The sequence below is a fragment of the Neptuniibacter sp. CAU 1671 genome, assembly GCF_029222905.1.
In the GTDB taxonomy this organism is placed as follows: Bacteria; Pseudomonadota; Gammaproteobacteria; order Pseudomonadales; family Balneatricaceae; genus Neptuniibacter.
In genome coordinates, this window is record NZ_JARHUE010000007.1 from 41,458 (window position 1) to 61,500 (window position 20,043).

At 52.2% G+C, this 20,043-nt stretch carries 22 protein-coding genes and 6 tRNA genes; 9 read left to right on the forward strand and 19 right to left on the reverse strand.

All coding sequences use genetic code 11. The features are described 5' to 3' along the window. Positions 1-27: 27 nt before the first annotated feature. The 12 genes from P2G53_RS11965 to P2G53_RS12020 all read right to left on the reverse strand — a co-directional run bounded on the left by P2G53_RS11965 (position 28) and on the right by P2G53_RS12020 (position 6,709). On the reverse strand, positions 28-882 hold the full coding sequence (locus P2G53_RS11965; RefSeq protein WP_275817527.1) for an alpha/beta hydrolase: 855 nt from the start codon (positions 880-882) through the stop codon (positions 28-30). After that, complete coding sequence (locus P2G53_RS11970; protein ID WP_275817529.1) at positions 879-1,739, reverse strand: rhomboid family intramembrane serine protease; 861 nt, start codon at positions 1,737-1,739, stop codon at positions 879-881. The genes P2G53_RS11965 and P2G53_RS11970 overlap by 4 nt, the downstream gene beginning before the upstream one ends. Positions 1,740-1,742: 3 nt before the next feature. Next, positions 1,743-2,735 carry a metallophosphoesterase gene (locus tag P2G53_RS11975; RefSeq protein ID WP_275817531.1) on the reverse strand — a complete coding sequence of 331 codons (993 nt, stop codon included), beginning with the start codon at positions 2,733-2,735 and terminating at the stop codon, positions 1,743-1,745. Between the two features lies 1 nt (position 2,736). Further along, complete coding sequence (locus P2G53_RS11980; protein WP_275817533.1) at positions 2,737-3,618, reverse strand: NAD(+) kinase; 882 nt, start codon at positions 3,616-3,618, stop codon at positions 2,737-2,739. A 106-nt stretch (positions 3,619-3,724) separates the two neighbouring features. Further along, positions 3,725-4,657, reverse strand: a complete 933-nt coding sequence (locus tag P2G53_RS11985) for a pyridoxal-phosphate dependent enzyme (protein WP_275817536.1) — start codon at positions 4,655-4,657, stop codon at positions 3,725-3,727. 142 nt (positions 4,658-4,799) lie between these two features. After that, the gene (locus P2G53_RS11990; protein WP_275817538.1) at positions 4,800-5,720 is read right to left on the reverse strand and encodes a sensor domain-containing diguanylate cyclase; all 921 of its coding nucleotides are present in this window, start codon (positions 5,718-5,720) and stop codon (positions 4,800-4,802) included. Between the two features lie 154 nt (positions 5,721-5,874). After that, a tRNA-Val gene (locus tag P2G53_RS11995) sits at positions 5,875-5,950 on the reverse strand. A gap of 78 nt (positions 5,951-6,028) precedes the next feature. Next, positions 6,029-6,105: transfer RNA gene (locus P2G53_RS12000), tRNA-Asp, on the reverse strand. A gap of 49 nt (positions 6,106-6,154) precedes the next feature. Then, a tRNA-Val gene (locus P2G53_RS12005) sits at positions 6,155-6,230 on the reverse strand. An 18-nt stretch (positions 6,231-6,248) separates the two neighbouring features. Then, positions 6,249-6,325 (reverse strand) — tRNA-Asp (locus P2G53_RS12010). Between the two features lie 202 nt (positions 6,326-6,527). Beyond that, a tRNA-Val gene (locus tag P2G53_RS12015) sits at positions 6,528-6,603 on the reverse strand. 29 nt (positions 6,604-6,632) lie between these two features. After that, positions 6,633-6,709, reverse strand: a tRNA-Asp gene (locus P2G53_RS12020). A 301-nt stretch (positions 6,710-7,010) separates the two neighbouring features. Between P2G53_RS12020 and syd the strand changes: the two genes are divergently transcribed. After that, positions 7,011-7,574 carry a SecY-interacting protein gene (gene syd, locus P2G53_RS12025; RefSeq protein ID WP_275817540.1) on the forward strand — a complete coding sequence of 188 codons (564 nt, stop codon included), beginning with the start codon at positions 7,011-7,013 and terminating at the stop codon, positions 7,572-7,574. A 4-nt stretch (positions 7,575-7,578) separates the two neighbouring features. After that, the gene (locus P2G53_RS12030; RefSeq protein WP_275817542.1) at positions 7,579-8,148 is read left to right on the forward strand and encodes a YajG family lipoprotein; all 570 of its coding nucleotides are present in this window, start codon (positions 7,579-7,581) and stop codon (positions 8,146-8,148) included. Positions 8,149-8,150: 2 nt separating this feature from the next. On the opposite strand, the gene P2G53_RS12035 is transcribed toward P2G53_RS12030, so the two are convergent. Beyond that, on the reverse strand, positions 8,151-8,816 hold the full coding sequence (locus P2G53_RS12035; protein ID WP_275817544.1) for a DNA-3-methyladenine glycosylase I: 666 nt from the start codon (positions 8,814-8,816) through the stop codon (positions 8,151-8,153). A gap of 218 nt (positions 8,817-9,034) precedes the next feature. Between P2G53_RS12035 and P2G53_RS12040 the strand changes: the two genes are divergently transcribed. Continuing rightward, the gene (locus P2G53_RS12040; RefSeq protein WP_275817546.1) at positions 9,035-10,249 is read left to right on the forward strand and encodes a pyridoxal phosphate-dependent aminotransferase; all 1,215 of its coding nucleotides are present in this window, start codon (positions 9,035-9,037) and stop codon (positions 10,247-10,249) included. Between the two features lie 124 nt (positions 10,250-10,373). Then, positions 10,374-10,742: a hypothetical protein gene (locus tag P2G53_RS12045; protein ID WP_275817548.1), complete on the forward strand. Its 369-nt coding sequence runs from the start codon at positions 10,374-10,376 to the stop codon at positions 10,740-10,742. A 15-nt stretch (positions 10,743-10,757) separates the two neighbouring features. Here P2G53_RS12045 and P2G53_RS12050 read toward each other — a convergent pair whose 3' ends face one another. Next, positions 10,758-11,240, reverse strand: coding sequence for a hypothetical protein (locus P2G53_RS12050; protein WP_275817550.1), 483 nt, complete (start codon positions 11,238-11,240; stop codon positions 10,758-10,760). Beyond that, the gene (locus P2G53_RS12055) at positions 11,231-12,154 is read right to left on the reverse strand and encodes a class I SAM-dependent methyltransferase (protein ID WP_275817552.1); all 924 of its coding nucleotides are present in this window, start codon (positions 12,152-12,154) and stop codon (positions 11,231-11,233) included. Before P2G53_RS12055 ends, P2G53_RS12050 begins: the two co-directional genes overlap by 10 nt. Before the next feature lie 171 nt (positions 12,155-12,325). On the opposite strand from P2G53_RS12055, the gene htpX reads away from it, so the two are divergent. Further along, positions 12,326-13,216 (forward strand): protease HtpX, encoded by an 891-nt coding sequence (gene htpX / locus P2G53_RS12060; RefSeq protein WP_275817554.1) that lies wholly within the window; start codon positions 12,326-12,328, stop codon positions 13,214-13,216. A 39-nt stretch (positions 13,217-13,255) separates the two neighbouring features. On the opposite strand, the gene P2G53_RS12065 is transcribed toward htpX, so the two are convergent. From P2G53_RS12065 to pdxB, 4 genes are read right to left on the reverse strand one after another with little or no spacing between them, the layout of a single operon-like run. Beyond that, complete coding sequence (locus tag P2G53_RS12065; protein WP_275817556.1) at positions 13,256-13,507, reverse strand: hypothetical protein; 252 nt, start codon at positions 13,505-13,507, stop codon at positions 13,256-13,258. Between the two features lie 46 nt (positions 13,508-13,553). After that, positions 13,554-14,666, reverse strand: a complete 1,113-nt coding sequence (locus P2G53_RS12070) for an ATP-NAD kinase family protein (RefSeq protein ID WP_275817558.1) — start codon at positions 14,664-14,666, stop codon at positions 13,554-13,556. Position 14,667: 1 nt separating this feature from the next. Next, positions 14,668-15,381: a PilZ domain-containing protein gene (locus P2G53_RS12075; RefSeq protein ID WP_275817560.1), complete on the reverse strand. Its 714-nt coding sequence runs from the start codon at positions 15,379-15,381 to the stop codon at positions 14,668-14,670. 38 nt (positions 15,382-15,419) lie between these two features. Then, a complete protein-coding gene (gene pdxB / locus P2G53_RS12080; protein ID WP_275817562.1) occupies positions 15,420-16,565 on the reverse strand; it encodes a 4-phosphoerythronate dehydrogenase PdxB in 1,146 nt (381 codons plus the stop codon). Between the two features lie 71 nt (positions 16,566-16,636). Here pdxB and P2G53_RS12085 point away from each other — a divergent pair, with 71 nt between their 5' ends. The 4 genes from P2G53_RS12085 to P2G53_RS12100 all read left to right on the forward strand — a co-directional run bounded on the left by P2G53_RS12085 (position 16,637) and on the right by P2G53_RS12100 (position 20,037). Beyond that, a complete protein-coding gene (locus P2G53_RS12085) occupies positions 16,637-16,891 on the forward strand; it encodes a hypothetical protein (protein WP_275817564.1) in 255 nt (84 codons plus the stop codon). Positions 16,892-17,021: 130 nt separating this feature from the next. Then, a complete protein-coding gene (locus P2G53_RS12090) occupies positions 17,022-18,680 on the forward strand; it encodes a methyl-accepting chemotaxis protein (protein ID WP_275817566.1) in 1,659 nt (552 codons plus the stop codon). 299 nt (positions 18,681-18,979) lie between these two features. After that, positions 18,980-19,444 (forward strand): hypothetical protein, encoded by a 465-nt coding sequence (locus P2G53_RS12095; protein WP_275817568.1) that lies wholly within the window; start codon positions 18,980-18,982, stop codon positions 19,442-19,444. 2 nt (positions 19,445-19,446) lie between these two features. Then, entirely contained in the window at positions 19,447-20,037 is a 591-nt protein-coding gene (locus P2G53_RS12100) for an SCO family protein (RefSeq protein WP_275817570.1), read from the forward strand. The last annotated feature ends 6 nt before the right edge of the window (positions 20,038-20,043 follow it).

Sequence of the window (20,043 nt, forward strand, 5' to 3'; positions counted from 1 at the left end):
TCTTCACTCAGTTTACCATACCCGTTCTCAATGCTGATGCAGAAAAGCACCCAGACGCTGCGCCATCGCTAACCTGTTTTCAGGAGTGGGCACATGTAGATCATCCAGTCGTATCAGATCTGTCACCTCGGGTAATACCTCCTGCGCCAGACGGATCAGCTTGTCAGGTGCGAAATAGATATCCTGCTCTGCCACAACCAGCTGCACCGGTGCGGTAAGGCTCGCCAGATCCTGCTGTTTAAAAGGGCCAGGCGGCATCAGCATCAACGGCAGTCCGGCCTCATAGACGGCATAATAAAACTGTCTTAACTCAGGCCAGTTGTCACCTAAGAGCGGGTGCATCATCTGGTCGAAGTGGGGTTTATCACTGTGCAGTTTAAAGCTCAGAGTGGGCAACAACAGATTTTTCAGCGGTCGCCATAACGGCCGGAAAAAGCCCGCCGGCACCCACAACGCAGCTGATTTAATGCGTTGCGGCATCAGGGCTGCAAAATCCAGCACAACTGCACCGCCGAATGACATGCCCAGCATGGCGCATGCATCGATCTGCAGTGCATCCAGCAGTTTACCCAGCCAGAATCCATAACCGTTATTGACCGGCAAGGGTGAAACAAGCCCACTCAGTCCGGCCTGACCGGCAATATCCGGACAGATCACCCGAAAATGTGTGGTCAGTGGCAGCAGCATCTCCATCAGATAGGGCGCTGGCGTTTGCAGACCATGCAGCGCAACCAGGACAGGCGCAGTTGCATCACCCGCTTCCAACAGCCAGACTTTGCCCAGCTCGGTATCCTGATAACGACCCTGCACCGTGGCAGGCAGTTTATTCATCTGCTGTTGATAAAGATGGTGCACCTGAGGCGGCAGGATTCCTGGGGTCATTTAGATTCATCCTTGCGGGCCAGCCAACGGCCAAATGGAACAAAAACCAGTCCGGCGACAAGTCCGGCCAGGTGCGCCGTATTAGCGATATTGCCAAATCCAAGTGCTGCTAACATTCCGGTATATCCGAGTGCCAGCCAGAGCACCATAAAACCCATCATGGCGGGCGGAATACCCAAAGGTCTGGAGGGATTCAGCCGGTCCCATAACCAGGCATAAGCAAACAGCGCAAACACAACCCCTGACATGCCTCCAAACATTGGGCCGGTATGCCAGTACTGGGCAAGATTCGATGCCACGCCTGAAAACAACGCCAGCGCCAGCAGTGGTTGATGTCCCTGAGTAAACTCAATCCGACTGCCAACAACCCAGATCCAAAGCAAATTGAACAGCAGATGGGGAGGTGAAAAGTGCAGGAAAACCGGGGTAAACAGACGCCAGAGCTGAAAACTGCTGAAGGTTTCGCTCAAACCGTTGGTCAGCAGATAACCGCCCTGCTGCGTCACCGGTGACAGAGTTAACTCGAACAGCAGTGCCTTGTTCTGCCCGAAGTTAATGCCAAGCGTAATCAGCAAACTGGCACCCATCAGCAGTGCACAGACCCAACAATAGGTAAGCATTCGTCCCAGGCTTGGGCGCTGTTGCCGCTGTCTGACCAGTTTAAACTGGTCAAGACTTTGTCCCTGTCGCCAGAGTTTGAACAGGCCTAAGACCTGTTCAGCATCGGCTGGATTGGCCAGCCAGAGCTGTTGCGTATCGCCCTCTTCAATTACCCGATGGGGCACCTCCTGCTGCCAGAGGAACCGGGTGAACTCGGTCAGGTCGTCCTGTAACGGCAGCTCGAGGATTTTAATCATTCATTACCCTTGCGGTCCTAAACCCAGTTTATCCGCAATCTCTTTCTGGACATCCACCCAGAGGAATTTATCTTTGCGCAGCTGCGTCTCATCATCCAGTCGGTACGCCACCAGTTTGCCAAACTTCACCGCACTGTAATCCAGGCAGGCAATGTTGGGGGTAATAGGCTCGGGTTCACCTTCACGCCAGTAGTGCCCGATAAACAGTGGTTTTTCATCGGCGCCGTAATACAACAGATCATTACGGTCGGTAGCTGTCAGCGGCATCCGTGCCACGTGTTCCGGCAAGGGGTCCGGCTGAAAAACAACGTCACCATAGGTTTCAGGTGCTTCCATCCAGAACTTGGTACGGAAAAAGCGCCGCTCAAAGCCATCACGACTGACAATGACTTCATCGTTCGGCAATACCAGATGCGTGCCACGCAGTAACCGGTCCATCAGTGCCCACTCAAAGGTGCCTCTATGTGAGGAGCGATGCAAAAACTCAGCATCAATGCAGTGCTCAGGATAAAGCTGATTAAATCGATCAATCAGACTCTGATGCCAGCAGGCATGAACCACCCTGAAGTGCTCAAACTCGATGAAGAGCGGCATCTTCATGATCCACTCCATAAACTCATGCTGTTCCTGCGGGTAGTTGGCAAACTGCTCCAGGGTTTCAGCCAGTATTCTGAAGTGGCGTGGGGTGTGCTCTCGCAGGTAGGGTTCGTGACTGCCATCCCTGCCCGGGGTGCAGTAACAGAGGAAGTTGTACTCGTGGTTGCCCATCACTATATGGGCATGTCCGGCTTCAACCATATCCCGCACAATGTGCAGTGCCTCACGGATACGCGGACCCCGATCAATAATATCCCCCAGAAAAATCACCTTACGCTGGGGATGACTGTAGATACCATTGCGTTTGCTGTAGCCCAGCTTGGACAACAGTAATTCGAGACTCAGGGCACAGCCGTGAATATCACCGATCAGATCATAACCTTGTCGGACTGAACTCACCCTACTCTCCCAACTTGGTACCCCAACCGAGTTTTTCCCGGCAGGTACTGTAAAAATCGTAATTAAGTGGGTGCAGCAACTTCAGCTTATGGGGTTTTTTATGCACAGTGATGGTGTCGCCCGGGGCGCAACTGATATGGTGCTGGCCGTCGCAGGAGATGGTCGGGTAAGCACCGTTTTCACTGCTGATCACCAGTTTCAGCTCGCTGTTGCCGTTCACAACAATCGGTCGACTGGAAAGGGTGTGTGGAAACATCGGCACCAGCACCATCGCATCCAGTTTAGGATGCATGATCGGACCACCACCGGATAAAGAGTAAGCCGTTGAGCCGGTAGGAGTCGATATAATCAAGCCATCTGAGCGCTGGGTATAAACAAACTGCCCCTCAATATAGAGCTCAAACTCAATCATTCGGGCTGCTTTACCCGGGTGCAGTACGCAGTCATTCAGGGCAGAAGCCTCACCAATCGGAACCCCGTCACGCTTCACAATCACATCCAGCAGGAAGCGGCTGTCAACGGTGTATTTTCCTTCCAGCACTTCCGCGACTTTCTCTTCAATCTCATTCGGTGAGATATCGGTCAGAAAGCCCAGATTGCCGCGGTTTACCCCTAATACAGGTACATGGTACTGAGACAGCGAACGTGCCGCGCCGAGCAAGCTGCCGTCACCGCCCACTACAATCACCAGATCACAGATCTCACCCATCATTTTTTTGGTGCAGACCTGCTGACCATGGCCGGGAATGAACTCAGCAATGCTGTCATCCAGAATGCAGTTCAGGCCACGGTCTCCCAAAAACCGGATAATGTGTTTGAGGGTATCAATCACAGCCTTGCTGCCATGACGGCCAATCAGACCGATATTACGAAAACAGTCCATCTCTACTCCGGATAAGACGCTGACAATGTACCCATGCTCACCGCCCACTCAGCAGAAGTTGCAACGAGCCCTTCAAAATCAACACATAACAGGATTGTATACGAACTTACCGGGGCTTTAACCCCCTGTTGCCCTGTAATCCACCCGTATGCAGGGCAAGGATTTTAGAACCGGGCTGAAAACGCCCCAGTTCAACTAACTGAATCAGTCTTAACAGCATCTTGCTGGTATAGATGCCATCCAGTGTAATTCCGGTTAAACACTGGAACTCTGTCATAAAGGCACGCAGCTCTTCTGTGGTTTTTCCATAACCACCAAAAGCGCCGCCCAGATCCAAGGCCCATTCAGCATCGGTACGCTGTCCCCTGGAATCGAGCAACGCCTGTATCGTATTGTTCAGAAAACCCGCGTTCTGCAATACCGGAATGCCGAGAAAACGCTGGTCCGGATAGGCCGCAGATAATCCAGCCAGCGTTCCACCCGTGCCACAGGCCAGCACAACAGCGTCCGGCTGCCAGTCGCGCAGCATGTTTTGATTCAGAATTTCCGCGCAACCCTGCAGTGCCAATGTGTTACTGCCACCCTCCGGTACAATCCAGCAGTCCGGATAGAGAGCCTGAAGTGATTTGAGATACTCAGGGTCATGTCGTAACCGATAGGTCTGCCTGTCAACAAATACGCATTGCATACCCCACCGCCTGGCATCGGTTAACGTGGGATTTTGTCCATACTCAGGCTCACCGCGGATGATACCAACGGTCTCAAGGCCGATACGGTTACCCGCCCATGCCAGCGCATGAAGATGATTCGAATAAGCACCACCAAAACTTAAAATTCGCCGGTAGCCGTGCTGCAGAGCAAACTGCAGATTGTATTTAAGTTTGTACCATTTATTACCGGATAAACCCTCGCCAATCTGATCCAGCCTGACCAGACCCACCTCAACCTCAGCACGAATAAATTCCGGCAGATTAAGCGGGTCAACTGTTGCAACAGGCACCTGATCCAGCCAAGCGCAAACCTTTGCTGTATCTGTCATAAAATCGAAATCTAGTGAGTTTATTTTGGTCAAAAATTCAAAAAGGAGATCAAAATGGACGACTACCAAGACGAACTGCTGGCACGCGGACAGGAAGAATCAGATGATGAGGAAACCTTTGACGATGCCGAAGAGCTTTAACTCAATTCGACATCGTATTCCGTTTTAGCGGATGATAATTCACCATACAGCTGGTATTGCCACCTAAACGTTTGGCCTGATACATCGCCTGATCGGCCCGCTGAACCAGATTATCCACTGCCTCATAGCCGTCACTTTCGGTCAGACCCAGACTCATGGACACCTGCACCAGGCTGGTTTCCTTGTGTTCGATACTATGCTGACACTGCCGGTTGAAGGAAAGCCTGAATCGCTCAGCCAGTTTGCGGGCATCTGCCAGCCCGGTTTCCGGCAATAACAGCATAAACTCATCACCACCGTAACGAAACGCCATATCCCCCTTCCTGATGGCCGACTGCAATACTTCTCCCACCAACGCAAGCACCCGGTCACCCTCAAGATGACCAAATGAGTCATTCAGCGTTTTAAAGTGATCAAGGTCAAAACAGATCAGACTGAGGCGATGGTTGTAACGCTGGGCGCGGCTGATCTCAGCGCCAAGAACGGTGTAGAAGTGACGCTGGTTGTACAGACCGGTCAGCTCATCCGTAATTGAAAGCTGTTTCAGTCTGAACTCAAGATCCCGGCGCGCGGACAGATCATGAAAAAAACCAATACTACTGCCCTGCTCTGCATCCACCAACGCCGCGGACAAGCGCACAGGTATAGTACAGCCAGATGCATTTTTGAGGTTGGTCTCAAATCCCTCCAGCGAACCAGACGGACCATACCGACTTGAATAAATAAGCCGCTTGATGGATTTGGCCGTGGCCAGATCGGGATAGAACTCGGTGATATTTTTTTTATGTACTACTGACTCAGCGGTATAACCCAGCAAAGTCTCAGCGGCGGGATTAAATATCTCAATCAATCCTTTACCGTTGACACCAATTACCGGATCGGGACAGAGCGTAAGCAGTCTATGATCATTAACCCTATGCATATTATTTTTATTCCGTGGGCTTTAACGGGCGTTATTGTCCAGAGTTCAACAACTGTTCAAAACAGGACTAGAGTATCAATTTAAGCTGACTTCAGTATAGTTCTGGTGATAAAGCTTGGCAGGGGAAAAGAAATCGAGGACTTTCAGAGTGAAGTGGTGGGCGTGGAGAGGCTCGAACTCCCGACATTCGCCTTGTAAGGGCGACGCTCTCCCAACTGAGCTACACGCCCACTCCAGAGGTTGGGTAAGTCTAATACCAACACATAAGAATGTGAAGCATCGCTACCCGGTATGACTTTTGACCAATGTGGCGGAACGGACGGGACTCGAACCCGCGACCCCCTGCGTGACAGGCAGGTATTCTAACCAACTGAACTACCGCTCCGGCGTATGACTGGCAAAGTCTGTAGATCTTGTAAATCATTTGCTGTTTGTGGTGGGCGTGGAGAGGCTCGAACTCCCGACATTCGCCTTGTAAGGGCGACGCTCTCCCAACTGAGCTACACGCCCACAAACAGATTTTTTCAGTGGCGGAACGGACGGGACTCGAACCCGCGACCCCCTGCGTGACAGGCAGGTATTCTAACCAACTGAACTACCGCTCCACTGAAAAACATAACGGGACTCGAACCCGCGACCGCCATCCAAATTGGGTGACAGCCAGATAATCCATCAACTGAATTACCACTCCGCTAAAAACATTACGGGACTTGAACCCGTGACCACCATCCAAATTGGGTGACAGTCAGGCAATCCAAAAAATGAATTACCATTCCACTGAATTGAGGCAGAACCTCTGATTGATCGTGGTGGGCGTGGAGAGGCTCGAACTCCCGACATTCGCCTTGTAAGGGCGACGCTCTCCCAACTGAGCTACACGCCCACAATCAATCCAGATTCAGTGCTATCGGTTGGCGGAACGGACGGGACTCGAACCCGCGACCCCCTGCGTGACAGGCAGGTATTCTAACCAACTGAACTACCGCTCCAACGAGACCGATATGCTCTGAAACAACCGTGGTTCTTGCCTTGTGAGCCTGAACCAAGGGGCACAAACGATTAAGAAGCGTCCCAAACGGAGTGCGCATTTTACGTGTTTTGGATCGCTTGTCAAACCCCGTAAACAAAAAAAATTAAAACCTTTCCGGATTGCACAATCCTTGTACAAATCAGTAAGTTATCAAGCATATACCTTGGATTTAGACAAGCCTGTTCAGTGCGTAGCCACTGGTGTTTATCACCACCTTCAACGTATGATCAGCAACTCACTTCACCGCTATTTTCTCTACCATGGACATCACACCCGTAAACACTGCGCTGGACCGTTTCATCGAAAAGCTGATCGCCCTGCAACCCGAAGCACCACGGATCTTCTTTAATGCAGACTGGCCATCGCCCTGCTACCAGCAACATGCGCAATCGGGTGTTTCTGTCGCCTGGCGTCCGACACGACAAACTGAATCGACCGATATGTTTGACCGGCTAAGCATGGCACTGGAGGAACCGCTGCACCCTGACATTGTCAGTTATTACAGCCGCTACTGGTCTGATCCACTGCCTGCTATATGGGAAGGCGAACCCCTTAGCCTGCTGCAGGCATGGAACCCTGAAGACCTGGAGCGACTGAGGGAAAATCTGATTGGCCATGCACTGAATAAACGCCGCAGCAAAATGCCTTTAACCATATTTTTTGCCTGCGTTGAACCCGATACTGACTACTTTATCAGCCTCGATAACCAGTCAGGTCAGGTGGTACTTGAAAAGCCGGGTAAACCGGTGATTCGGGTACTGGCCAATTCACTGGCCGAATTTCTTGAGCACTTAACACCCACAGCTATACCTGATCAGGACTAAAAGGATGCGTCTTTCAAAACTACTACCAATCATTTCAGCAGCAGCCCTGCTTAGCGGCTGCGCCAGCTTTGTTGCTCAAACCGTGATTCCGGAGCCGCAGGCTAACATTACCCAGTCACTGCCACCCGGCATTACAACCGCCACGGCTACCGCTGATTTACGCCCCAGCCAGAAGCTGGGTAACCGTCTTAATCACCGTGGCGATCAGGCCGCCATCAATGCTGGCAACCTCGCTCCGGCACTGAACAAAAGCCTGCAGGAAGCCCTGATCGCAAAAGGGATCAAGATTGAGACGGGGCGAATGCAATTCACCCTGGAGCTGACACAGCTAACGTATAAGGTAAACCCTGAAGGTCCCGGACAGACTGTGTCTGTCACCGCCGGCATGCGTGCACGTCTGGATAACGGTTCAGAACACTACCTGGGACAGTACTCCACCACGCAGGAGCAACGCTTTATCGCCACCCCTAACGAAGGTGACAATACCCATCTGGTTAACCGCGCCCTGGAGGCTACGCTACAGCGCTGCCTGAATGATCCGAAACTGCTCAACTTCCTTAAGGGATATCAATAAAGTTAACCCACAGTGCATGCCAGCAGGCGGCTGATCTGACACAACGGCCGTCCTGACTGAGCCTGCCACTCGTTAAAAGCATCCTGCACCCGTTGCAGGTCGGCCTTTGCGGTCGGCCGCTTTTCAACGATACCCTGCGCCTTCAGGGCAGCCACTACATCATCGGTCAGGATAAAAGTATCCTTGCCCACCATCCGCAGAAAATAAGCACCTGAATTCCCACCGAGCTGACTGCCCTCTTTTTGCAGATACTTCCACAGACCGACGATGTCGGATGCTGGCCATTGCGCCAGCCAGGTTGCAAAACTGCCATACCGTTCAGCCAGCTCATGCACCATCATGGCATTCGCCCGCGTCGCTTTGATTTTGCCAAAATGTCGGATAATTTCAGCGTTCTGCATCAGCTGTTCAAGCTGATCATCACTCATCAGGCTGACCTTCTCCGGCACAAAACCAAAAAATGCCTGCTCGAAGGCTGGCCACTTAGCATCCACGACTGAATGCTTAATGCCCGCCCGAAACACCCGCCGACTCATTGCGCTCAGCAAACGGTCATCCGGTTGTTCAGCCAACTCAGCATCTGACAGTGACTGAGGTAACATCACCTCTGTGGCAGCAGCTCCCAAACGGTCACTCACATGCTGATAAATCCATTCAAACTTTTTCATCCCCGCACCCACTCTTGTCATACCATCCACGTGCAATACAGGCCTTTATACTGCGAATAAAGGCACTTGCGCCAGACACCGGCGAATCGCTGCACTCCCTATGTTTCAGGCCGCAAAAAGCGTATGATCTACGCTCATTTTTTTGGCGACAATTTCGCCCCAAACGTCCACAGCGCCCCGGCTGCCAACTGATAAACGCGGGGTTATGGAAGGTAAACATGCCAGTTATCCGGAAATCGAACAAGCTGATCAACGTCTGCTATGACATTCGTGGTCCAGTGCTACAGGAAGCTAAACGCCTCGAGGAAGAGGGACACCGTATTCTTAAGCTGAATATCGGTAATCCGGCACCCTGGGGCTTTGATGCCCCGGAAGAACTGGTTCAGGACGTAATCTACAATCTGCCTAACTCGCAGGGTTACTGTGATTCCAAAGGTCTGTTCTCTGCGCGTAAAGCGGTGATGCAGGAGTCCCAGAAAAAAGGCATTCGCAACGTTGGCATCGAGGACATCTATATCGGTAATGGCGTTTCCGAGCTGATCGTGATGTCGATGCAGGGCCTGCTCAATGATCATGATGAGATGCTGATTCCGGCACCTGATTATCCGCTATGGACAGCCGCAGTCAGCCTGAGTGGCGGCAACCCTGTTCACTACCGTTGTGACGAAAGTCAGGGCTGGATTCCGGATATCAACGATATCCGCAGCAAAATTACCGAGCGGACCCGCGGTATTGTGGTGATTAACCCCAATAACCCGACCGGAGCTGTCTACCCTGTTGAGCTACTCGAACAGATCATGGAGCTGGCCCGCGAGCACAGCCTGATTGTGTTTGCCGACGAGATCTACGACAAGATCCTCTATGATGAGGCGCAGCATACCTCCCTCGCCTCGCTGGCAGATGATGTGCTATGCATCACCTTTAATGGTCTGTCTAAAACCTACCGTGCAGCGGGCTACCGCTCCGGCTGGATGATTGTCAGCGGCCCGAAACATAAAGCCCGCGACTACATTGAGGGGCTGGATATGCTCTCCAGCATGCGCCTGTGCTCAAACGTACCCACCCAGCATGCCATTCAGACAGCGTTGGGTGGCTATCAGAGCATTAACGAGTTTATTGTGCCTGGCGGCCGTCTGTACGAACAACGCAACCTTGCATGGGAACTGCTGAACGAAATTCCAGGGGTGAGCTGCGTCAAGCCGGATGGGGCGATGTACCTGTTTCCAAAACTCGATCCCGCAATGTATCCGATCAAAAATGATGAAAAACTGGCACTGGATCTGCTGCAACAGCAGAAGGTACTTATCGTCCAGGGCAGTGGTTTCAACATGCCGGATACTCAGCATTTCCGCCTGGTATTCCTGCCCCGTGAAGACGAACTGCGCGAAGCCATTGAACGCATCGGCCACTTCCTGAAAAGCTACGAACAGTAAAAACCACACCAGCCAATTCCTGTAATTTATTTACATAAATATAGGAATTGGTTTTTTATTTGTCATATTTATCTGCTATTATGTAGGATAACTACAAACAACTCAGTAAGAGTAGAGCCTACATATGTTTATTAAAATCCGTAAAAACTGCGGTATCCTGCTGGAACAGAACGGTCTGGAAAAACGCCACCTGGTACCTGTCACGTCAAACTTTCTGATCAACCTGAATCAGGTCGCTGAAGTTTCCTTCTACACCATCAAGGAAGAGAAAAAACGTCTGGATCTGGAACACCACGAAATCACCATTCCGGTTCACACCCGTGTAATTCACCTACAGATGTCTTACATGCACAGCTCCTACAAGGAAACCGTGAATAATCAGAAAACCAGTATGGCAGACCGCTGTTTCTACAAACTGTATTTCCTGCCGGAAGAGATGGGTCAGTACGATGCTATTCGTAACCAGATTGAAGGGTTGGTACTGAATCCCTGAACCGCACAAAGGCACTCAGACTGATTCGTTGTCCAGCAGGAGGGTGATATTTTCCAGAATGTCATCCACATCCTGCAGGGCGCGATGACGGCGGTACTGAGCCTTAGACATGACACTGTATGCGATCAGCTGTTTCTCATCGAGTATCTCCTCCAGCCCTACCAGCTGAAAAGGCATCTCTTCATCGGCAGCCATATACAGCCGACTGAGCCAGAAATGATCAAACTGCGGTGCATCGCTGATGACGCACTTGCCCTTGAGCAACCGTAACCGCTCACAGGCTGTGAAAATATCATAGCCTTCAAGACAGAGAGTCTCTCGCTCAAGGCCGTGCATCTCTTCAGCAAATTCATCCCAAAAGTCCCAGTCCGGCGCCGAATCGGGATTAATCAGAAAACTGTCAAACTCCCCGGTCAGAGCATTCTTCCAGGCAATCTCGATCGGATATGAGTCCGTGCTCAGACCACTGGCCTCAAGATCAATACAGATCAACTCCACGTACTCTGCTCTCCCCTGCTCAGGTCACGCTTGGTGTAGACCAAAGCCTTTAACCCCTTTTCAGGATCAAGCTCCGGGAAGTCTTCGGGATTATTCAGTCGTTTCTCAAACACAAACCGCGGGCAATGTTCAGCCATCAATTGTGTCAAAAATGCTGTGTCCTGTTGGGGGGCGTTATGACACACCAACACCTGTGCATCGTCAGTTGTGAGACTGTCGAGCCGTGAAATCACCCGCTGATAGTCTTTACTGGCCACAAAACTCCCTTTTTGATAACTCGGCGGATCAATGATGATCAGATCATAGGGGCCTAATTTTTTAAGCTTACCCCAGGAACGAAACAGATCATGTGACATAAACCGCACATGATCCAGGGAGTGACCATTTAACCGGTGATTGGTTCGCCCGGTGCTCAGTGCACCCGAAGACATATCCAGGTTCACCACAGAATCAGCCCCACCCGCCATGGCGGCCACTGAAAAACCACAGGTATAAGCAAACAGATTCAACACCTGCTTGTGGGCTGCCTGCTGACGGACCCAGGTACGACCTTCTCGCATATCAAGAAACAAACCTGAGTTCTGGTTATCCAGCAGCCTTACCTCGAAGCGCAGACCATTCTCACTGACCTGTATCGACTCGGGCACGTTACCCTTGAGGATACGGTGGTTTGCTCCGCGCTCAATATAACGCTCCTGCAGGACTATGGCTTCTACCCCAGGCAATGCCGATAGCTGGTCAGCCAGCGCCTTGACTGAGGCAGTCTCTTCCGGCTGATACAGACGGATCACCGCCACAGGGGGAAACCAGTCTACGACCCAATTCTCCCAGCCGGGAAACAGGCCCGAACGACCATGAAACAGTCTTCGCGCATCACCCAGGGCACCGTGCAGATGCTTTTCGATTTCAGCCATTACCATGGGTCTGTCGTTCGCCGCCGTTATTCGTCTAAAACGATCGATTATAGAAAGCTTAACCCAAGCAGGCCAGACGAAAATCGTCGAATAATAACTGTTACAGACTTGAAACTAAGTCACAGTAGCCTTATCTAAGAGTCAGTTTCAACTACAGGGACAACTACGTCTATGATGCGAATCGGTCTTTTTCTGCTTACCAACATTGCTGTGCTGATTGTAGCCAGCATCACCCTGAATCTACTCGGGGTAAACCACTACATTTCCGGATCCGGACTGGATCTGGGCAGTCTGCTGGTTTTCTGTGCGGTGTTTGGTTTTGCGGGTTCCTTTGTTTCGCTCTTCCTTTCCAAAACCATGGCAAAAATGTCCACCCGTACCCAAATTATCGAGCAGCCTCGTAATGCTGACGAAAAATGGTTACTGGATACCGTTGCCGAACTGGCTGATAAAGCCGGCATCAAAATGCCACAGGTGGGTATTTTCCCCGCTCAGCAGGCAAACGCCTTTGCCACGGGCTGGAACAAGAATGATGCGCTGGTTGCAGTCAGCATCGGTCTGCTGCAACGTTTCCGACCAGAAGAAGTTAAAGCGGTCATGGCCCATGAGATTGGTCACGTAGCCAATGGCGACATGGTCACCCTCTCGCTGATTCAGGGTGTCGTGAACACTTTCGTTATGTTTTTTGCCCGGGTGGTCGGCTATTTTGTCGATGGCCTGATGCGCAACAACAATGAAAGTCAGGCAGGAACCGGCATCGGTTACTACATCACCGTATTCGTGTTCGAGATTATCTTCGGTATTCTGGCCTCCTTTGTGGTGGCCTGGTTCTCACGTCAGCGTGAATTCAGAGCCGATGCCGCAGGCGCTCGCCTGTCCAGCAACCACGCCATGATTGCGGCGCTGCAGAGGCTGCAGGCTGAGTATGGCAGACCCGATGAAATGCCGGGACAGCTAACCGCATTTGGTATCAGCAGCCACCTTAAAGGCGGTCTGATGGAACTGATGTCCAGCCACCCGCCACTGGACAAACGCATTGCCGCCCTGCGACAGCAGGTGTGATCTAAGGGCCTTCGGGCCCTTTTTTATTGAGCAGATAGATCAGCCTGACTCATCCAGCACACTGAACGACAGAAAAGTCGTAAACAACACCACAGCAATCCCAAAAGCTGGCGCAGGAAACAAGGCAACCGAAATCAGCGCAGACAACCAGAGATGACAGACACGTACCCAGCGCGCCTGTTGCAGGCGGCGATGAATCTCAGTGGATGATTTAAAGTTGCCGCTGGTCCGGGATGACTGCCGAACTGGTGGCAGGGCTCGACACAAAAAAAGCAGTAGATAACGCAGCACAAAGCACCTCCTGATATGAAGTGACTTTGTTCAGCATAGTCAAGGCTCAGTAATCGGCTACCCGATAGAGCACAGCATCGTGATATCCGGTAATAACCGGTATCACGCCCGCCAGCATTCGGTTCACCTCCGGATCACCGGAATCAACGATCAGAGGCCGCCCTTCCAGCGCTAAAAGCTTGGTTTTACTGGCGATCACATGAATATTCTGACGCCCCAGCCTGCGCAACAGCTCAGGAGAGAGCTGCTGATTGCCCCGTCCGATAATATGTCCCTGACCTCCGATAAGCGTAATCACCAGCGCACAGGGCTGATTTTCCGTCAGTTCAAGCAGCTGGTCTGCGGTACAGTCTGCGGCCAGAAGCGCTCCATCTTTGATCAGATCCACACCCAGCAGGGTATTAGGTAAGCCTATCTGCTCCATCACCGCCGCAACGGTTGAGCCAGACCCCATGATGTAGCAGGTATCAGGGTCCATTCGTTCGATGATATCCGCAGCGATGTCATCCAATACCAGCACTTCGTCTTCACGGCCGCTGTTTTTCACATGCTGCAGGTAACGATGCTCAGCCGGTACCCTCATCTCGCCATAAAAACGCGCTCGGACCTGGCCCTGCCGAAAAGCCGCTTCATCAAGGTCCCGCACCTCCTGTGCTTCAAGCGTCACCAGCTCTCCCCGAACCAGCATAGCCACCAGCTCGCCTGCCGCTTTTGGCGTCAGAGCATAGACGCCGGAATGAATTTTCACCCCGGCAGGAATACCGAGTACCGGCACCCCATCTGGCAATACATCGCAGATATCCCGTGCGGTGCCATCACCGCCGGCAAACAGAATCAGATCCACGCCTGATTTATGCAGATCAAGTACCGCATGTACAGTGTCTTCAGCAGACGTATTCCCCTGGCGGATACTGCCCAGTACGACCGGCTTAAAACCCGCCTCAAGCGCAACATCAGCGCCCATCTCACCCGGATAGGTGACAATCTCCAACGGCAGACCCTTGAGCATCTCCAGTGCCTGCAACGTTCTGATGCCCGCTTTAGGTTCAGCGCCCAGCGCGAGTGCCTGCCTGGCGGTATCCGCACCATCACTGCCTTTAAGGGCAACACTGCCCCCTAATCCCGCCAGCGGGTTAATAATCAGGCCCAGGCGAAACATCTTAATTCGACTCCGAACTGAGGATCTCGATGTGTCCCGTTTCAATTAAAAACTGCTGGTACACAAACGCGGTAAGGATCAGACGGACATCTTCATCCAGATCCTCAAATTCAAGACCGTGCGAAACCACGCTGGAAAGGCTGCCAGCCTGAGGCTGAACACTGCGGATGCGGGCCGAAACCAGCACCACCTGATCATTGTCTGCCACACGCAGGCGCAGGGTCAGCAACACCTTATCATTCACCTTGCCCAGTGCCATGGGTGTCTGGATACAGCCCCCCTGAATACTCAGATCGGTGCAATAGGCTGTCACCGGCCAATGACCGGATATCTGCATCTGATCTTCATAGGGATCAACCGAGAGCACCAGATTAACCGGAACCCGGGTATGGCGTCGCAGACGTCTGACTTCCACCTGCTGCGGGTACTCAAGATGCCAGTAACCATAGGGCTGGGCGGCAATTTTCAGCAACCGGGTACTGAAAGCCACAATAAAGTTACCGGTGATGAGCTTGGCGGTGAGACGCGCGCCTTCATTTAAAGCAAGACCGGAACGTGGAGCGGCCACAATCAGACTAGAGCCTTCATGCAAGCCAATCAGCACGGTTTGATAACGCCCGCTGGGCGTCCGGCTTTCCAACTGAACTCTGGCACCTGGACTGGGATCCAGTTCAGCCAGTGTTCGAACAGCCTGTTGGGTTAAGCTCTGCGGCATCCGGTTTAACTATCCTGTGTTTAATAAAGGGTGAGAGCTTACGGTAAATCGCGCTGGCTCGCGAGTGCAAAGCCAAGCGCCCGGCAGAACCCAGCCTGCGGACCGGCTTCAACCCGAGTGGCAGCAAATTCGCGGCGGATACGATACTCACGCCGTAAACGATCAAATTCCTGAGTCTGGGTAGCCGGATTTTCGAGCGATGCACGCAGCAGCTGATCGTCAACCCTAGGGTCATATACAGAGCGCATAAGCTGTGACGGTGACATCTGCGTTGCATCCAAGGCAGCCGTACTCTGCGCGGGCAGATAATCCTGCAGTGTTGTTTGTACTGGCTGCCGTAAGAATTGAGCCAGTGCAGAAAACACCATAAAACTGCCCCGGATCTTGCCGTCCAGACTGTAGCCGGCAATGTGCGGAGAGATCAGTGCACAACGCTCAGCAAGTTCTCTGCTGACCGCAGGTTCATGCTCCCAGACATCCAACACTACCTGCAGATCATCACGCTGCTGTAACAGCTCCAGCAGCGCCTGATTATCAATCACCGGACCCCTGCCGGCATTTAGAAGGACAGCACCAGGCTTAAGCTGCTCAAGACGCTCAGCATTCAGCAGGTGATGAGTTGGGTGCGGACCCGTCCGTGCCAGTGGTGTATGCAAACAGAGGATATCTGCTTCAGCCAGCAGTTGATCAAGCTGCGTAAAGCCCGGTTCGGCTTGCGCCCGTGGCGGATCGTTCAGCAGTACCCGACAGCCCAGAAGACGCAACCGCTCAGCCAGACGCCCACCAACATTGCCTACACCCACCACACCCCAGGTTTTAGTCAGCGGATCAGATCCGGTCTGTTCCGCCAGCGTGAATACAGCACTGAGGACATAGTCGACCACTGCATCCGCGTTACAGCCAGGCGCACTGGCATATTGAATACCGGCCTGATTCAGGTAGGCCAGATCCAGGTGATCTGTACCAATGGTGGCGGTGCCGACAAATCTGACCTGAGATCCAGCCAGCAGATCAGCATCAACGCAAGTTACGGACCGCACCAGCAACGCATCAATACCTTCCAGGTCTGACGCTGAAAGGTTTCGACCGGGACGCAGACAGACTTCGCCCAAAGCTGCGCACATCTCTTTGATCAGCGGCATGTTTTCATCTGCCAGAATACGTATGGGTGTGTTCTTGCTCATTGTGGCCTTTACAAATTACTCATCTTGAGGCTCAATGCGCCCCCACTCTAGGTTTATATCTCTGATCCGCAATGATCTACCGCTGGCGCAAACAGACTGCTTACCTGCATACCTGGGTCTATCAGGACCTGATGGGTGACTGGATTATAACCCGCAGCTGGGGTGACACCGTCACCGAAAAAAGCACTGTTAAGCATCAGGTTATGCCCTCTTTCCACGACGCTCGTCAGGCACTGAAGCGCACTGCCCGCTACTGCCGTCGCCAAGGTTACCAACCCTGTTCCAAAGACGAAACACAACTGGGTTTCAATTTTCCCGATAAATGAGGATCTACCTCAACTTTTCAAACAATTAGCCGACCACCTCATTTACACCTCCGGGGTTGGTGGTATATATACCTAAGTGGCTACAAAGAGAGCTACGTATAAAGATAACGATAAAAAAGTAGAGAACACTATGAAAGAGAGTATTCCGGGCCTGTACTCGAAAAATTTCTTCCCGTCGATTGTGGTAGCGGCCATTGCTACCGGTGTGAGCTATAGCCTCAGTGACGATTTGCGGCTTACCGCGCTTGTGCTCATCAGTACCCTGTTAGCAGGCGGGGTCACACTGTTAATCCTCAGAGCATCTCTGTTTTCAGTGATGCAACATGATTTTACTCAATTAAACGCAGGTAACATCCGGTCACTTAAACTGATGGATAAGGTCCTCTCTGGCCTGATCACTCAGCACAAGGACCATCACATTACCGGCGCCAAACTGGCAAACAGCTCCAATGCCAACGCCATTGCCGCTGCCGAAGTATCTTTCACTGCGGACAAACTGAAAAGCAAACTTGATAATCAGGTCAACGAAGTCTCGCAGATTGCTCAGAATTCAGAGCAGATGATGGTGACCGTGACCCAATCAGCCGAACAAGCCAAAATTGCTGCTGAAAATGCGATCCAGGCTAAAGATACTGCCAGTATGGGCCAGACGGGCCTTACTCAGGCGATGCAGGACATTCGTGAGCTGAACTCCCAGGCTGCTGAAACCCTCACCTTGATTGAGCAGCTGAACGCCAAGTCTCAAAAAATTCAGGATGTCACCAAAGTAATCGAAGAGATCGCTGAGCAAACCAACCTGCTGGCGCTTAACGCAGCGATTGAGGCCGCCCGTGCTGGCGATCACGGTCGCGGTTTTGCCGTTGTAGCAGATGAAGTACGTCAGCTCGCATCCCGAACTGCCAGCGCCACCGGTGAAGTCGAAACCATTGTCGATGAGATCCGTAGTGAAACCGAACAGGTTGTCAGCCGGATACACACCCTGACCCGCAATGTTGAAAATGGCACTGAAGCGATGGAAACAATCAGCGGACAGTTGGGCGGTATCGCCAATCAGTCCGCAATCGTGGAAGAACAGATTTCAACGATTGCTGAAGGTGCCCAGGCCAACCGTTATAACCTGGAAGTGATCTCCAGCTCACTGACCCGCGTCGGTCACGAGCTTGAAGAAAGTGATCATGAAGTGCAGCACCTTGCGCAACAGGCTGCAGCCCTGATGGAAGCGGCCGAGAAATCCAACGCGATTCTGGCCAGTGGTAGCAGTGAAAGCTATCACAAAAAATTCTATGCCCTCGCCCGCTCAACCGCGGACAAAGTCAGTGCCGCCTTTGAACAAGCGATCAAAACGGGGCAGATCAGCGAGTCTGACCTGTTTGACCGTAATTATATTCCGATCAATGGCACCAACCCACAGAAATACCATACCCGTTACGATACGCTGACCGATAAGCTTCTGCCGAGTCTGCAGGAACCCGCACTCAGTGCTGATCAGTCGATGGTATACGCCATTGTCACCGACCCGAATGGCTATGTACCGACACACAACAATCAGTTTGCCAAACCGCCGACCGGTGATCCGCAGATTGACCTGGTTCAGAGCCGTAGCAAGCGTTTGTTTAATGACCGGACCGGTGCCCGCTGTGGTTGCCACACAGACACCATGCTGCTGCAGACCTACAAACGGGATACCGGTGAAATCATGCACGACCTGTCCGTGCCTATTTTCGTCAACAACCGTCACTGGGGTGGCCTGCGCATTGGTTACTGGCCAAATAAAGGTCTGGACGCCTGATCTTTCATCTTCAATTAAGCCACCTCGGGTGGCTTTTTTTTGAGGTAAAAAAAACCGCGCCATAGGCGCGGAGAACGGAGGTACTTGAGCTTGTGACGTGCCCGGGCAAAACTGCCAATCACCCTGCACCGCCGCCGGTGGTGAGCAAACCAACCGGCAACTGATCCCATTATATACGAATAATAATGATTCGCAATACGATTCATTTAAATTCCTTTTTGCGTTATCCACGTGCGACAATATGTCACTTCTAACCGCCGACACCGGTTCTTAAAATATCCGCATACTCAGAGGCAGAGATGGATAAAGCCCGCCAACTAAAAACGTTGCTCAGTCTGGTGATCATTGCGCTGGGGGTATTAATCCTGGTGATGCTCGGCGAACACTTCAGGTCAGACCCAGCGAAAACCCTGAACTCTGATCCTGAGTGCGATATCAGTCAAAACGTCTGCAGTGCACAGAACCGCACCCGAAACGTTCAGTTAGCGATTGTGACACGTCCTGTCGCCTCTATGGTGCCGCTGACGTTTGAAGTTACCCTGACTGATATTCAGGCCGATCAGGTGATTGTCGACCTGCAAGGTGTTGAGATGTACATGGGTCTGCACCGCGTTGAACTGACGCCCTCAGACGACGGCCAACACTGGCGCGGCACACTTACGCTGGCACTCTGTACCTCTGGCGAAATGCGCTGGCAGGCAGTAGTGCAAGCCCGGCAAGGACAAAAAGAAACACTGGCCAGTTTTGCGTTCAGTGCGAGGTGAATATGCACACATTAAGAAACCTGCTGATCTTAACCACGCTGATGTTGATGGGTGTCGCAGTGGCTTTTTATTTCCGCCCCCAGCCTGTCGAACAACGCCTGGCCATGGGTGACAAACTGGGCGGAGATTTCACCCTGGTTTCCAGCGAAGGCCCTCTCTCCCTGAGTGATTTCAAGGGCAAGGTGCTGATGTTCTACATTGGTTATGCTTCCTGCCCGGATGTCTGCCCAACAGCACTGGCAGTGGCCGCACAAGCCATTGCCCGCCTACCTGCCGCAGAGCAACCGCAGGTCACCGGTCTTTTCATCAGTGTCGACCCCGAGCGGGATAGCCCTGAAAAGCTGGCCAGTTATGCCCGGTTTTTTCACCCGAATTTCAGAGGCGCCACCGGCAGCAAAGCGCAAATTGATCAGGTCGTCAGACAATACGGTGCTTACTACCAGATCAGCAAACTTGAAAACTCCGCCATGGACTATGCCGTTGATCACTCATCAAGACTCTATCTGATTGACACCAACGGTACTCTCATCGCTGCCCTGCCCCATACCGTCTCTCCGGATGAGCTGGCCGACAGGATTGAATCTCTCTTATAGGAAGCG

Bases quoted from the DNA above. Each gene is read 5' to 3' on its own strand.
- P2G53_RS12030 (WP_275817542.1), top strand. From the start codon at position 7,579: ATGCGTCTTTCAAAACTACTACCAATCATTTCAGCAGCAGCCCTGCTT.
- pdxB (WP_275817562.1), bottom strand. From the start codon at position 16,565: ATGAGCAAGAACACACCCATACGTATTCTGGCAGATGAAAACATGCCG.
- P2G53_RS12090 (WP_275817566.1), top strand. From the start codon at position 17,022: ATGAAAGAGAGTATTCCGGGCCTGTACTCGAAAAATTTCTTCCCGTCG.
- P2G53_RS12095 (WP_275817568.1), top strand. From the start codon at position 18,980: ATGGATAAAGCCCGCCAACTAAAAACGTTGCTCAGTCTGGTGATCATT.
- P2G53_RS12055 (WP_275817552.1), bottom strand. From the start codon at position 12,154: ATGGCTGAAATCGAAAAGCATCTGCACGGTGCCCTGGGTGATGCGCGA.
- P2G53_RS11965 (WP_275817527.1), bottom strand. From the start codon at position 882: ATGACCCCAGGAATCCTGCCGCCTCAGGTGCACCATCTTTATCAACAG.
- P2G53_RS11985 (WP_275817536.1), bottom strand. From the start codon at position 4,657: ATGACAGATACAGCAAAGGTTTGCGCTTGGCTGGATCAGGTGCCTGTT.
- P2G53_RS12035 (WP_275817544.1), bottom strand. From the start codon at position 8,816: ATGAAAAAGTTTGAATGGATTTATCAGCATGTGAGTGACCGTTTGGGA.
- P2G53_RS11980 (WP_275817533.1), bottom strand. From the start codon at position 3,618: ATGGACTGTTTTCGTAATATCGGTCTGATTGGCCGTCATGGCAGCAAG.
- htpX (WP_275817554.1), top strand. From the start codon at position 12,326: ATGATGCGAATCGGTCTTTTTCTGCTTACCAACATTGCTGTGCTGATT.
- syd (WP_275817540.1), top strand. From the start codon at position 7,011: ATGGACATCACACCCGTAAACACTGCGCTGGACCGTTTCATCGAAAAG.
- P2G53_RS12045 (WP_275817548.1), top strand. From the start codon at position 10,374: ATGTTTATTAAAATCCGTAAAAACTGCGGTATCCTGCTGGAACAGAAC.
- P2G53_RS12075 (WP_275817560.1), bottom strand. From the start codon at position 15,381: ATGCCGCAGAGCTTAACCCAACAGGCTGTTCGAACACTGGCTGAACTG.
- P2G53_RS12070 (WP_275817558.1), bottom strand. From the start codon at position 14,666: ATGTTTCGCCTGGGCCTGATTATTAACCCGCTGGCGGGATTAGGGGGC.
- P2G53_RS12085 (WP_275817564.1), top strand. From the start codon at position 16,637: ATGATCTACCGCTGGCGCAAACAGACTGCTTACCTGCATACCTGGGTC.
- P2G53_RS11970 (WP_275817529.1), bottom strand. From the start codon at position 1,739: ATGATTAAAATCCTCGAGCTGCCGTTACAGGACGACCTGACCGAGTTC.
- P2G53_RS12040 (WP_275817546.1), top strand. From the start codon at position 9,035: ATGCCAGTTATCCGGAAATCGAACAAGCTGATCAACGTCTGCTATGAC.
- P2G53_RS12100 (WP_275817570.1), top strand. From the start codon at position 19,447: ATGCACACATTAAGAAACCTGCTGATCTTAACCACGCTGATGTTGATG.
- P2G53_RS11990 (WP_275817538.1), bottom strand. From the start codon at position 5,720: ATGCATAGGGTTAATGATCATAGACTGCTTACGCTCTGTCCCGATCCG.